This window comes from Mesorhizobium sp. M1409 (assembly GCF_040317535.1).
Classification (GTDB): domain Bacteria; phylum Pseudomonadota; class Alphaproteobacteria; order Rhizobiales; family Rhizobiaceae; genus Mesorhizobium.
Genome location: NZ_JAMYKV010000089.1, coordinates 1 through 13207 on the forward strand (window position 1 = coordinate 1; position 13207 = coordinate 13207).

At 60.6% G+C, this 13207-nt stretch carries 11 protein-coding genes and 1 pseudogene; all 12 read left to right on the top strand.

Annotation, left to right across the window (positions count from 1 at the left end):
- Positions 1 to 314 precede the first annotated feature (314 nt).
- Complete coding sequence (locus NKG99_RS34005; protein ID WP_352826244.1) at positions 315 to 1259, top strand: dihydrodipicolinate synthase family protein; 945 nt, start codon at positions 315 to 317, stop codon at positions 1257 to 1259.
- Positions 1237 to 2763 (top strand): aldehyde dehydrogenase, encoded by a 1527-nt coding sequence (locus NKG99_RS34010; RefSeq protein WP_352873755.1) that lies wholly within the window; start codon positions 1237 to 1239, stop codon positions 2761 to 2763. The genes NKG99_RS34005 and NKG99_RS34010 overlap by 23 nt, the downstream gene beginning before the upstream one ends.
- Positions 2764 to 2777: 14 nt before the next feature.
- Positions 2778 to 4100 carry an NAD(P)/FAD-dependent oxidoreductase gene (locus tag NKG99_RS34015; RefSeq protein WP_352873757.1) on the top strand — a complete coding sequence of 441 codons (1323 nt, stop codon included), beginning with the start codon at positions 2778 to 2780 and terminating at the stop codon, positions 4098 to 4100.
- A gap of 522 nt (positions 4101 to 4622) precedes the next feature.
- Positions 4623 to 5726: a mandelate racemase/muconate lactonizing enzyme family protein gene (locus NKG99_RS34020; protein ID WP_352826247.1), complete on the top strand. Its 1104-nt coding sequence runs from the start codon at positions 4623 to 4625 to the stop codon at positions 5724 to 5726.
- A 279-nt stretch (positions 5727 to 6005) separates the two neighbouring features.
- Positions 6006 to 6455, top strand: coding sequence for a transposase (locus NKG99_RS34025; protein ID WP_352873763.1), 450 nt, complete (start codon positions 6006 to 6008; stop codon positions 6453 to 6455).
- A gap of 96 nt (positions 6456 to 6551) precedes the next feature.
- Entirely contained in the window at positions 6552 to 7550 is a 999-nt protein-coding gene (gene bioB, locus NKG99_RS34030; RefSeq protein WP_352873765.1) for a biotin synthase BioB, read from the top strand.
- A complete protein-coding gene (locus NKG99_RS34035; protein ID WP_352873759.1) occupies positions 7547 to 8686 on the top strand; it encodes an 8-amino-7-oxononanoate synthase in 1140 nt (379 codons plus the stop codon). The genes bioB and NKG99_RS34035 overlap by 4 nt, the downstream gene beginning before the upstream one ends.
- 11 nt (positions 8687 to 8697) lie before the next feature.
- Complete coding sequence (gene bioD / locus NKG99_RS34040; RefSeq protein WP_023679599.1) at positions 8698 to 9333, top strand: dethiobiotin synthase; 636 nt, start codon at positions 8698 to 8700, stop codon at positions 9331 to 9333.
- On the top strand, positions 9333 to 10598 hold the full coding sequence (locus NKG99_RS34045) for an adenosylmethionine--8-amino-7-oxononanoate transaminase (protein WP_352873766.1): 1266 nt from the start codon (positions 9333 to 9335) through the stop codon (positions 10596 to 10598). The genes bioD and NKG99_RS34045 overlap by 1 nt, the downstream gene beginning before the upstream one ends.
- Positions 10595 to 11578, top strand: a complete 984-nt coding sequence (gene bioZ / locus NKG99_RS34050) for a 3-oxopimeloyl-[acyl-carrier-protein] synthase BioZ (RefSeq protein ID WP_352873761.1) — start codon at positions 10595 to 10597, stop codon at positions 11576 to 11578. Before NKG99_RS34045 ends, bioZ begins: the two co-directional genes overlap by 4 nt.
- Positions 11579 to 11646: 68 nt before the next feature.
- Positions 11647 to 12099 carry an aspartate 1-decarboxylase gene (panD, locus tag NKG99_RS34055; RefSeq protein WP_352826340.1) on the top strand — a complete coding sequence of 151 codons (453 nt, stop codon included), beginning with the start codon at positions 11647 to 11649 and terminating at the stop codon, positions 12097 to 12099.
- A 128-nt stretch (positions 12100 to 12227) separates the two neighbouring features.
- Positions 12228 to 13127: pseudogene (locus tag NKG99_RS34060) on the top strand (IS481 family transposase).
- The last annotated feature ends 80 nt before the right edge of the window (positions 13128 to 13207 follow it).

Here is a 13207-nt window from a genome sequence, read left to right on the forward strand (position 1 = left end):
CATGGCGTTAGCTTTATCCGGCCGGTTCAGCGTCAACCAACAGACGTGCTCCGCATCCACTTCATACAAGAGATGCTCATATTTAATGGTCTCAGGCGTGGTGCGATCCATCGATTCCTCCGTGGCTATCTTTGAATATTGAAGCTCATAATTCCATTGCAATCCCTGGAACGGCCTGAGCTTTGCTAGCGATAGCATGAGTTTCAACCTTCGGAGCGCGCAAAAAAGTAACCTGACTGATGATTTTGTTTCGGCTGCCTGGCTTCATTTCATCGCTTATAAAGGCGCATCTAAGCTGAATTGGAGCTAGGCAGATGTCGTTCAAAGGCATTATTCCGCCCGTCACCACACCATTTCATGCCGACGGAACAATCGATCGGGACGGTTTCTGCGTCATGATCGAGTATCTGGTCGCGGCTGGCGTGCATGGCATCATAGTGGGTGGCACGACCGGCGAGTACTACGCCCAGTCGCGCGACGAGCGCGTCGGGCTGCTGAAGCTTGCCAAAACCGTCGTGAAGGGAAAGGTGCCGCTGATCGCCGGCGTCGGCGCCATCCGGACCGAAGACTGCATCGAATACGCGCTGGTTTCAAAAGATCTTAAGTACGACGGTATTCTCATCGGATCTCCATACTATGCCGTTCCAACACAGCTCGAGCTCGCCAATCATGCGCTGGCGATCGACAAAGCCGCCAACCTGCCTGTTATGCTCTACAACTATCCCGGACGGACCGGCACCATGATGGACCTCGAGTTCCTGGACCGGGTCGGCCGCAGCACCAATTTCTGCGCCATAAAGGAGTCCAGCGGCAGCATGAACCAACTGCACGCCCTGGCTCGCGACTACCCGCACATCGATCTGTTCTGCGGCATGGACGATCAGGCGCTCGAATTCTTCGCCTGGGGTGCCAAGGGGTGGGTATGCGGCGCCGGCAATTGCCTGCCGGCTGAGCATATCGCGCTCTATGAAGCGTGCGTCATTGATAGAGATTTCACGAAGGGCCGGCAGATCATGTCGGCGCTGCTGCCTTTGATGCGGGTTCTCGAACAGGGTGGCAAGTTCGTGCAGAGCATCAAGTTTGGCTGCGAACTGGCCGGTCTGCCGGCCGGCCCCATGCGGCGGCCGATGCGGGCGCTCGACGACGAGCAGAAGCGGGAACTCGAGACCACGATCCGTACTCTTAAAGCGGTAATTGCGTCCATCACTGCAAAATCCCAGAAGAGGGCTTCCGAGAATGTCATCGCTATTAACGCGTGATGAGTACCAGAACCTGGCGGAGAGCCTGCCGCTGCCAACCAATGCGGTTATCGACGGCAAGGCGCGAGCCGCACAATCCGGCGATACGTTCGAGACCATCAATCCCGCGACGGGGCAGGTGATCGCTAGAATCGCCTCATGCGGCGAAGCCGATGTCAACTTTGCAGTCGAGAAGGCACGGCTGGCGTTTGAATCGGGTGCTTGGTCGCGGGCGCATCCGAGGGAGCGCAAGCGGGTGCTGAGGTGCCTCGTCAAGCTGATGGAGCGAAACATCCATGAGCTCGCGGTCCTAGAGACGCTCGAAAGCGGCAAGCCGATCTACGATGTCGAAACCATAGATATCCCCGAGGCCCTGCACTGCCTTGAATGGCACGCGGAAGCGGCCGACAAGCTTTACGGCCAGACCTCTCCTTCAGGCGACGACGTCGTGTCAATGATCGTGCGCCAGCCGCTCGGTGTGGTCGCCTGCGTACTGCCGTGGAACTTCCCTATCCTGATGCTGGCCTGGAAGATCGGGCCAGCGCTTGCGACCGGCAACTCCGTCATCGTCAAGCCAGCCGGGCAGACCAACATGTCGACGTTGCGGATTGCCGAGCTGGCGCATGAGGCGGGCATACCGTCGGGCGTCTTGCAGGTGGTCACCGGCCCGGGTGGGGTCATCGGTAAAGCGCTCGGCATGCATCCGGATATCGACATGGTCGCGTTCACCGGCTCTACCGATGTCGGCCGGAAATTCCTGGAATATTCAGCCAGGTCCAACCTCAAACGCGTCGTGCTTGAATGCGGCGGGAAAAATCCATGCATCGTGTTGGACGACGCAGAGAATCTCGACGTTGTCGCGCAACATGTGACGCAAGCTGTTTTTTGGAACATGGGTGAGAACTGCTCTTCCAGCTCCCGCCTGATAGCACACGAAAAAATCAAGGATCGCTTGGTCGAAGCAATGCTTCACAAGCTCAAGGAATGGCCATTGGGCGACCCGCTAGACCCTGGCAACCGACTTGGCGCGATCGTGTCAAAGGAACAGTTCGATCGCATCACTGGCTACATCAAGCAAGGGCGGGAGGAAGGCGCCAGGATCGTGACAGGCGGGAAGGCCTACAAGCATGGCAAAGGCTATTTCATCGAACCTACCATTTTCGATGATGTCAGGCCTGAAATGACGATCGCGCGGGAGGAAATCTTTGGACCGGTGCTATCGGTCATCAAGGTCGCTAACGCAGATGAGGCAGTTCGTGTCGCCAACGATACGCAGTATGGGCTTGCTGCCTCGATTTTCACCGCCAACCTTGGCAAAGCCCATCGCATGGCGCGTGACATTCGAGCTGGCACCGTGACCATCAATTGCTACGGCGAAGGGGACGTCACGACCCCATTTGGGGGCTTCAAGCTTTCAGGCTTTGGTGGGCGCGACAAGTCCCTTCACGCCCACGACCAGTACACCGAGCTCAAGACCATCTGGGCGGACATTTCCGACCCGAATGTCTCGCGCGCGGTAGATTAGACGGAGAGACGTCTATGAGCGTGCACAAGGCTGTCCGCACGCCCGCGGACATGCCCGTATCGGGTTGGTACGCTGTTTTACCGCCTCCTCCCAAGGCGCAGGTGCTGCGCGGCCGCTATATGGCTGACTGGGTCATTGTCGGGGCCGGCGTCGCCGGCCTCGCGGCCGCGCGGCGCCTTTCACAATTGGTACCGAACGACCGTATTGCTGTCGTCGACGCCCAGCGCGTCGGCTGGGGCGCTGCAGGACGTAACTCAGGTTTCATGATTGACCTGCCCCATGAATTGGGCGGTGAAAATTACGGTGGCAGCCGGGATCACGACCTCAAGCAGATCCAAATGAATCGCGCCGCGATCGAATTTTCCGCCTCGGCAGCTGAAGAGTTTGGGCTCGAACCTTATTTCGTCAGAGCCGGCAAGATCCACGGAGCGGCGACAGATCACGGTCTTCGATCGCTCCGCGAGTTTGAGAGCCATCTCGTGGGGCTTGCAGAGGACTTTAGAAGTCTCGACGCAGCAGATATGAAAGGCATCACAGGGACCGACTTCTTCATCGGTGGCACTTTCACGCCGGGCACGGTAATGGCCCAACCGGCCGGTTTCATTCGAGGGCTAGCTGGCGGGCTGGCTGAACGCGTCAAAATCTTTGAAAACTCGCCGGCGACCCTGATTGAGACTGGTGCAGAGCATCGCGTCCAAACGCCGGAAGGGGAAATCGTCGCGCCCCGACTAATCCTGACCGTCAACGGGCATCTGGAAAGCTTTGGCTTCTTTAAGAGACGCCTTCTGCATATCTTCACATACGCCAGCATGACAAGGCCGCTCTCAAATAGTGAACAGGCCTCTCTTGGCGGGGAACGGCATTGGGGGTTGATCCCCGCTGACCCGATGGGCTCCACCATCAGAAGGATCGGCGATCGCATCGTCGTGCGCAACACCTTTACCTACAACCCATCGATGACGACGAGCGAAGGTCAGGTGGAGAAGATCGGGCATAAGCACGACCGCTCTTTCAACGCGCGCTTCCCAATGCTGAACGGCGCCGGAATGGAATATCGCTGGGGCGGTCATCTATGCCTGTCGCTAAACTCGGCGCCGGCATTCGGCGAGATCGAGGATCGGGTCTATGTCGCAGGCTGCTGCAACGGCCTCGGGACGGTTAAGGGCACGCTTTACGGAATGTTGATTGCCGATCTGGCCGTCGGGACAGAAGAGCCATTGGTTGCAGATGCTCTAAGGGAACCATCGCCAAGTACGCTCTATCCAAAGCCATTGATGGCGGTCGGCGCGCCCCTGCGACTTTGGGCAGTGCAAAGGCGAGCAGGGCGAGAGTTCTAGCACCCGGTTCTTTCGAGAGCCTGACACTGTGCGAGGACATCGCCAGAGCTTCGGATGGATGTTCCACGCCGGCGAAACCGTATGGCTGCTCGCGGACGCCGCGGGCGGCTGCAGGGTCATCGTACACTGGATGAGACGCGGGATGAAAATCGTCGCGGACGATCATCAGCGTGTTTTTTACACGCAGCGGACCCGAACCAAAGGTCTCGCAGTGTCCCGTGCTGACTGCATATAAGGGGCTCAAGCCGCGACGCCGGAAGATTGTAGCCGTCAGACACGCGCAAAAGCTGTTGTCGATGAAGAGACCCGGCAGCCGACCGCCGCTGCCACTGGCGATGGATGTCTGATCCGGATGGTGACTGGATTCTACCTCACGATGGAGGCATTAGTGAAGTCCGACGGGCTATACGCTAGCAGAACGAATCGAAGCGCAAAAAAGTATTGCAGTACGTGACTTTTTTTCGACTGCCCTCGCATAGCTAGCCCGTTAAGATTCGACGAAGAATGATATGGGAGGCGCAAATGAAGCTGGCCGGGATCAATGTGTACAATGTCGATGTGCCTTCCGTCCACCAATACAAACTGGCGTCGGCGACAGTGACGCATCTGCAGAGCACAGTCGTCGAACTGATCACGGATAGCGGTCTTGTCGGTTTTGGCGAGACCTGTCCGGCCGGCCCAATCTATCAGCCGCAGCATATGCTCGGCGCAAGGGCCGCTCTTCAGGAGATCGGGTCGAGCCTGATCGGGCTGGACCCGCGGAATATAGGCCTGTTGAATCGGGCGATGGACGCAGCGCTGAATGGCAGCAGGTATGCAAAGGCCGCCGTCGACATCGCAGCGTGGGACATCGCGGGCAAGGCCTACAATCGCCGGGTCTGCGACCTTATCGGTGGAGCAACGGGCGATACGATTCCAACCTACTATTCGGTTACGACCGCCTCGCCTGATGAGATGGCGCGGGAAGCCCGTGAGCGCCAACGAGAAGGCTATGCACGGGTCCAACTAAAAATTGGCGGGCGCGACATTGAGGAGGACATCGAGGCGGTCCACAAGGTTAAGGAGGCGACCAAACCAGGAATACGCATCGCAGCAGACGCGAACCGAAGCCTGACGAGCCGGGATGCAATGTTCCTCTCGCATCGTTGCAGGGACATCTCGATGGTGATGGAGCAGCCTTGTAACACGATGGAGGAGATCGCCGGTATCCGGCATCAGCTTTGCCATCCTGTCTACATGGATGAGTTGGCGGAAGACTTGAACAGCGTAATGCGGGCCGTTTCAGGCGGATTGGTAGACGGCTTCGGGTTAAAATTGACGCGTGTTGGAGGCATTTCAGCACTCCGGACCATCCGTGACATCTGCGACGCCCGCAGCTTGCCGCACACGTGTGACGATACTTGGGGGGGCGACATCATTGCCGCGGCCTGCGTGCATGTGGGTGCTACCGTCGCCCCGTCGAGGTTTGAAGGCTCCTGGATCGCAGCGCCCTATATTCGAGGACATTTCGACGGCGAGAACCCCGTTCGGATCGAAGCCGGCCGAATTAAGGTTCCGACCGGGCCGGGACTAGGTGTGACACCAGATAAGGTCCAGCTTGGCTCACCAATCATGTCATTTGGCTGACGTCAAATCGTCCACAAGGATATTTTTGAAGTCACCGATCTCAGCGGCATGAGAGCCGAAGAATTTTGCCGAAGTTCTACAGGACGGTCGTGGGCGACTTTTCAGAGTATCCCGCGACAACGGAACTCGGCGCTGACGTTTAAGGAGTGCATTGCACGCAATAGCGGCCGCCTAGTAAGATGCGAGCACTACAAAATGCACAGAATTTCTCTCAACCCTGTAGATCCTCTTTGGCCTCCTGCCGGTTTCGTGGACACCGAGATAAGGTGTTTGACGGAACTGGAGAGTGGGGATGCAAAGGGCCGCGAGTTCAAGCGTGAGGTATTGATCAAGGATCGGGACGTTGCGGTGGCCCAGGCTGCCCGCGAACTCGATGTCCACGCGAATGTGCTGCGCAAATGGGTGCGCGAGCTGTCGGCGGATCTGCAGCATGCGTTTGCCGGTCAAATGAAGCCGGAGCAGCAGGAGATTGACCGGCTGCGCAAGGAAGTCTCAGAAGAGGCCCTGTCGCTCGCCCCGGACGCTGTCCTGCTCGACAACATGTCCCTCGCCGATCTTCGCCGCGCCGTCGCAATCGTTGGCGGCCGTGCTATCACCGAGGCTTCTGGCGGGATCGCATCCGATACAGCGCGAGCGATTGCCGCGACCGGCGTTGATCTGGTTTCGGTCGGCCGACTCACCCACAGCGCGCCGATCCTGGATATCGGCCTCGACTATCGGGGCTCATGATTGCCTGAGGAACGAACAGGATCGGGTCAAATGTCTTTTCCGATCGTCGCCACAGCAAACACCCCCTTACGGCAGAACCGGAGGAACAGCATGGACATGCAAACAGCCAGTCCAACGCAGATATCGCCACAGCCTCAATCCCCTGACCTTGGAGCGTGGACCCTGGAGAAGGCTCAGGCACTTCACGATGCCCCCTTCAACAATCTCCTCTTCCTCGCGCAAACCGTGCACCGCCAGAACTTCGATCCCAACAAGGTCCAGCTGAGCCGCCTTCTCAGCATCAAGACGGGCGGATGCCCGGAGGATTGCGGCTATTGCAGCCAGTCGGCGCATCACGAGACCGGCCTGAAGGCGTCGAAGCTGATGGAGGTCAGGCGCGTCGTCGCCGAGGCGACCAAGGCGCGTGACGCCGGCGCCACCCGCTATTGCATGGGCGCGGCCTGGCGAAACCCCAAGGCGCGCGACATGGATGCGGTCGTGGCGATGGTCGAAGGCGTCAAGGCGCTGGGCATGGAAACCTGCATGACGCTCGGCATGCTCGATCTTGAGCAGGCGGCTCGTCTGAAACAGGCTGGTCTCGACTTTTACAACCACAACATCGATACATCGGAACGCTACTACAGCGAGCTCATCAGCACGCGGAGCTTTGCCGACCGGCTCGAGACGCTCAAGCACGTTCGCCAATCCGGCATCAAGGTCTGCTGCGGCGGTATTGTCGGCATGGGCGAGGAGCCGGTGGACCGGATCGACATGCTGGTGACGCTGGCCAACCTGCCGGAACATCCGCAAAGCGTTCCGATCAACATGCTGATCCCGATCGCCGGCACCCCGCTTGCCGACGCCAAGCCCGTTGAGCCGATCGAATTCGTGCGCGTGATCGCGCTGGCGCGCATCATGATGCCGAAATCGCATATCCGTCTCTCCGCCGGCCGTACGGCCATGACCGACGAGATGCAGGCGCTGTGCTTTTTTGCCGGCGCCAACTCGATCTTCGTCGGCGACACGCTGCTGACGGCGGACAATCCCGGTGAGGACAAGGATACCCTGCTGTTCCGGCGCCTTGGCATCGAGCCGATGGAACTCGAGGCGCAATGAACGGGGCACCGCTTGCCCGCTATGAGGCGACCTTGCAGGGACTGGCGCGCAAGGACCGGCTGCGAACGCTGAAGCCGCGCGCCGGGCTCGACTTCTCGTCGAACGACTATCTCGGGCTTGCCGCCTCCAAAAGACTTGGCGAAGCGGTTGCGGCGGCGATTGCGCGGGGCACGCCAGTTGGCGCCACCGGGTCGCGGCTGTTGCGCGGCAATGCACCGGAACACGAGCAGCCCGAGGCAGACGCGGCGGCATTCTTTGGAGCCGACCGCGCGCTGTTCTTCGGCAGCGGCTACATCGCCAACTTCGCTCTGCTGACTGCGCTGCCGCAGAAAGGCGACCTGTTGATCCTCGACGAACTCGCCCATGCCAGCATGCATGAGGGTGCGCAGGCCGGACGTGCCGAGTTTAAGCTGGCCGCGCACAACGACGTCGATGCTGTCGAGGACGCGATCAAGCGTTGGCGCGCCGAAGGCGGCGCGGGGCGCGTGTGGATCGTGGTGGAAAGCCTGTACAGCATGGACGGCGACCGCGCGCCGATGGAGAGCCTGGTCGCGCTTGCCGATCGGCACAACGCATTCATCGTCATTGACGAGGCGCACGCGACCGGCGTCTGGGGACCGGACGGCCGGGGGCTGGCCGCCGCTTTCGAGGGCCGCGACAACATCGTCGCGCTCCACACCTGCGGCAAGGCGCTCGGCGCATCTGGTGGGCTCGTGACCGGGCCGAGGACACTGTGCCAGTATCTGATCAACCGTTGCCGGCCATTCATCTACGCCACCGCGCCATCGCCGCTGATGGCGGTCGCGGCGCGCGAAGCGCTCGCAATGCTCGGCGACGAGCCTATGCGGCGTTTTCAGCTGCATGAACGCGTCGCCCTCGCAGGCCGCCAATTGGTCGATCGCTGCGGCGTTACACCAAGTGGCTCTCAGATCCAGCCCTTGGTGATCGGCGATGTCAGGCGCACCATGGCAGTGGCGGCGCGCCTGCAGGCCCGCGGCTTCGACATACGCGGCATTCGTCCGCCGACCGTGCCCGAGGGCACGTCGCGGCTGCGCATCTCACTGACGCTCAATATCGGCGAAGCCGACATTTCCGCCATGGTCGAGGCGCTCGTCGAGGTGTTGGCTCAGACATGACCGGAGGCGACATGACCAAGCGCATCGTCATCACCGGAACAGACACCGGAATTGGCAAGACGGTGTTTTCGGCCGGGCTTGCCGGCCTGCTTGACGGTTTTTACTGGAAGCCGGTGCAATCGGGCCTCGACGGCGAGACCGACAGCGAGGCGGTTGCGCGACTTGCCGGGCTGCCGTCGGGGCGCGTGCTGCCGGAAGCCTACCGCTTGAAGAGCCCGCTTTCGCCGCATCGTTCGGCCGAAATCGACGACGTTTCGATCGAGGCTGCCGATCTTTCATTTCCGGTCCTGCCGACACCGCTCGTCATCGAAGGCGCCGGCGGGCTGATGGTGCCGCTGAACCGCCGGACAAGGTTCATCGACATATTCGAGCAATGGCAGTTGCCGGTCATTCTGTGCGCCCGCACCGCGCTCGGAACAATCAATCACACCCTGCTGTCGATCGAGGCCCTGCGGGCGCGCGCTATCCCGCTGGCTGGCATCGCCTTCATCGGCGATGAGATGACCGATACGCAACGGACGATCGTGGAATTCGGCGACGTGCCGCAACTCGGCAGGCTGCCGCACCTCGATCCGCTGACGGACAAAACGCTGAGACAAGCGATGATTGCCGGCTTCGACCTCGCTTTGATTGCCGGAGGCGAATGATGACGCAATCCCGTGTGTGGCATCCCTTCACCCAGCACGCGCTCGAGCTGGCGATCCCTGAAATCGTCCTGACTGAAGGCGCGTATCTCCACAAAGCCAATGGCGTGCGCATTCTGGACGCCATTTCCTCCTGGTGGGTCGTCACGCATGGCCACCGCCATCCCCGCATTATAAAGGCAATCGAGACGACCGCCTCGAGCCTCGACCAGATCATCTTCGCAGGTTTCACGCACGAGCCTGCCGAATGCTTGGCCAAGGCGCTTGTCGGACTCGCTCCCGCCGGACTCGACTGGGTGTTCTATTCCGACAGCGGCTCGACCAGCGTCGAAGTCGCCCTGAAGATGGCGCTCGGCTATTTCCGCAACATCGGCGCGCCGCGCTCGCGCATCGTCGTCATGGAGCACAGCTATCATGGCGATACCATCGGCACGATGAGCGTCGGCGCCCGCGGCGTGTTCAACGCCGCCTACGAGCCTTTGCTGTTCGAGGTCGACACCATCCCCTTCCCGGCCGCCGGGCTCGAGCAGCAAACGCTGGATCGGTTCGAGGCCGTCAGCCGCGACCGGCGCGCCGCCGCGCTGATCGTCGAGCCGCTCGTGCTTGGCGCCGGCGGCATGCTGATGTATCCGGCCTCGGTTCTGTCCGAATTGAAGAGGATCACTGAGGCCTCCGGCACGCTGCTGATCGCCGACGAGGTGATGACCGGCTGGGGGCGTACCGGAACCATGTTCGCCTGTGAGCAGGCGTCCATCTCACCCGACATCCTGTGCACCTCGAAAGGCTTGACCGGCGGCATCATCCCGCTGGCCGCCACACTCGCCACCGATGCCATCTTCCAGGCTCACTATTCCGAGGACCGGAAGAAGACGTTTTTCCACTCGAGTTCCTACACGGCCAATCCGATTGCCTGCGCGGCAGCACTCGCCAATGTCGAGATCTGGCGTGACGAGCCAGTGGCCGAGCGGATCGCCACCCTGAGCGCGAGGCAGGCCGCCGGCCTTCGGCGCTTTCGCGATAATGCCAACTTCACCGACAGCCGGGCGATCGGCACGATCCTGGCTCTCGACCTGCGCGCCGGCTCTGCCGGCTATCTGGCCGAGATCGGACCTAAGCTGCGGGCATTTTTCCTCGAGCTCGGGCTGCTTGTGCGCCCGCTCGGCAATGTCCTTTATCTCCTGCCGCCCTATTGCATCACCGGCGACGAGCTCGATCGGCTCCATGACGCCATCGAGGAGGCCGGCGAACGCTTCGGCTCAAAGCCATGAGCAGGTCGTCGCGCCTTCTCGGGTTTGGCCATCATGCGCCTGGGCGCAAAGTGGCGAATGCCGAGATCGAGAGCGATCTCGGGCTCGAACCCGGCTGGATCGAGCGGCGTACTGGAATCCGGTCGCGCTTCTGGGCAACGGACGAAGACACGCTGTCTGGTCTTGCTGCGCAGGCCGGCGCCATGGCGCTGGCCAGCGCCGGCATTGCGCGCAACGACATCGGTCTGCTGCTGCTTGCCACCTCGACGCCCGATCACCTCCTGCCGCCCAGCGCGCCCCTGGTCGCACATCGGCTGGGGCTCGGCCGCGCCGGCGCTGTCGATCTGACCGGCGCCTGCGCCGGCTTCATCTATGCGCTGATGTTTGCGGACGGATTTACCCGCCTGCACGGCAAAGCGAGCCTTGTTATCGCCGCCAATATCCTCAGCCGCCGCATCAATCCCTCTGAGCGCGCCAGCGCCGTGCTGTTTGCCGATGCCGCCGGCGCCCTCGTGATCGGTCCGTGCGAGGATACTGATCGGGGGATTCTCGGTGCCTCCGTGGATTCGGACGGCTCGCGATACGGGCTGATCCAGATTCCCGCAGGAGGAAGCAACAAGCCGTTCCACGGTAACCTCGACCTCGCGCAAACCCGAATGACGATGACCGACGGCCGCGAAGTGTTCGCAAAGGCCGTCGAGATGATGACCGATTGCTCGACAAGCGCGCTAGCCGCTGCCGGAGTGCGACCGCAGGATGTCGACCGGTTCGTGCCGCATCAGGCCAATGCTCGCATTTTCGATGCGGTCGGGCGAAACCTCGGCATTGCCGATCACCTGATCGTCAAAACGATCGCCGAATATGGCAACTCTTCCGCCGCGACGATCCCGCTCTCACTGTCGCTCGCCAATCAAGCGGAGCCGTTTCGGCCGGGCAAGAAAATACTCCTGGCGGCGGCAGGTGCGGGACTCAGCGGCGGGGCGCTCGTCGTCGGAGTTTAGCCGAATAACTGGCTGCTCCGAGGGCGGCAGGACCACCAGTCATTCATGATGGATAGGACAACAGACCAATGCGAAAAATAGTCGCCGGCAAGCTGCACGGCATCTACGTCACCGAAGCGAACCTCAATTACCATGGTTCGATAACGCTCGACCCGGACCACTGCGAGGCAGCCGGCATTCTCCCGATGGAGTTCGTGGACATATGGAACAAGAATTCCGGTGCGCGGATTTCGACCTATGTCATTCTGGGCGAGCGCGGCTCACGATGCTGTATTCTAAACGGAGCGGCTGCCCGTACTTGCCAGCCCGACGACCAGATCATTGTCTGCAACTCTATCTACCTGGATGAAGCGGAAATCACTTCGCTGAAGCCGCGGATCGTCACGTTCGACCAGGATAACAATATACTCGACCGCCTGAGCTACTCCGTCGACCTTGACGCAGATGGCCGCTACAGTTTCTCCATCCTTGACGAGGCGAATGAGGCGTTGGCTATTCCTGCCCTGGTCTCCGGGGCGTGACGTCCCGCCGCACATCTGAGAGAGTCTCTCCTCCCCGTTGCAACTCGCCCAGCGCTGAAGAAGGGACCTAGCTGTTTGATCCCGGACTTTAATGGCGCATCATTGCCGTCCGAATCAAAGGATGCGCTATGGGACACGTTCTACACGGCCGCTCCACGACGACACAGGCAGTGCGTCGAGCAATACAGCATAGTCAAGAGAGCCTGAGGGCGCTGGCCAAGCGCTACGGCATCAATCAGAAGACAGTTAGAAAGTGGAGGAACCGGACCTCGACCACCGATCTTCCCACCGGCCCGAAGAAACCAAGATCGACAGTGCTGTCGCTCGAAGGAGGAAGCGATGATCGTCGCCTTTCGCAAGCACACGCTGCTGGCGCTGCATGATTGCCTCTATGCCCCACAGCCCTCGATCCCGCATCTGACGCGCTCGTCATTGCATCGCTGCCTGCCGCGCCATGGCATTTCGCGGCTGCCGGGGATGGACGCTGACAAGCCGGCCAGGAAGAAGTTCAACGCCTATCCGCTCGGCTATTTCCATATCGACCTCGCCGAGGTGCAGACCGCCGAGGGCAAGCTGCGCCTTTTCGTGGCTATCGATCGGACGTCGAAATTCGCCTATGCGGAATTGCACCCGACGGCGGGCAAGATGGCGGTGGCCCAATTCCTTCGCAACCTGATCGCGACCGTGCCCTATGCCATCCATACCATTCTGACCGATAACGGCATTCAGTTCACCAACCGGACCTGCGACCGGCATGCCCTTCAGCACATCTTCGACGGCATCTGCGACGAACATGGCATCGAGCACCGGCTCACAAAGATCAACCATCCCTGGATGAACGGCCAGGTCGAGCGGATGAATCGGACCATCAAGGACGCGACCGTCAAGCGCTTCCACTATGACGATCACGATCAACTACGCCGGCATCTCGCCGACTTCATCTTAGCGCACAATTTCGCGCGCCGGCAAAAGAGCCCGAACGCTTCCGACTCGATCCCATCCATCAAATGCCGGGACTAAACACCTAGAGCACGTCCTGTGATCGATGAATCGATTGTGATGTGACGGCTGCGTTTTGTGCTGATTCAACATCCACCTCGATGGAGGT

Coding starts and splice junctions, on each gene's coding strand:
- NKG99_RS34005 (WP_352826244.1), top strand. CDS start 315: ATGTCGTTCAAAGGCATTATTCCGCCCGTCACCACACCATTTCATGCC.
- NKG99_RS34010 (WP_352873755.1), top strand. CDS start 1,237: ATGTCATCGCTATTAACGCGTGATGAGTACCAGAACCTGGCGGAGAGC.
- NKG99_RS34015 (WP_352873757.1), top strand. CDS start 2,778: ATGAGCGTGCACAAGGCTGTCCGCACGCCCGCGGACATGCCCGTATCG.
- NKG99_RS34020 (WP_352826247.1), top strand. CDS start 4,623: ATGAAGCTGGCCGGGATCAATGTGTACAATGTCGATGTGCCTTCCGTC.
- bioB (WP_352873765.1), top strand. CDS start 6,552: ATGCAAACAGCCAGTCCAACGCAGATATCGCCACAGCCTCAATCCCCT.
- NKG99_RS34035 (WP_352873759.1), top strand. CDS start 7,547: ATGAACGGGGCACCGCTTGCCCGCTATGAGGCGACCTTGCAGGGACTG.
- bioD (WP_023679599.1), top strand. CDS start 8,698: ATGACCAAGCGCATCGTCATCACCGGAACAGACACCGGAATTGGCAAG.
- NKG99_RS34045 (WP_352873766.1), top strand. CDS start 9,333: ATGACGCAATCCCGTGTGTGGCATCCCTTCACCCAGCACGCGCTCGAG.
- bioZ (WP_352873761.1), top strand. CDS start 10,595: ATGAGCAGGTCGTCGCGCCTTCTCGGGTTTGGCCATCATGCGCCTGGG.
- panD (WP_352826340.1), top strand. CDS start 11,647: ATGCGAAAAATAGTCGCCGGCAAGCTGCACGGCATCTACGTCACCGAA.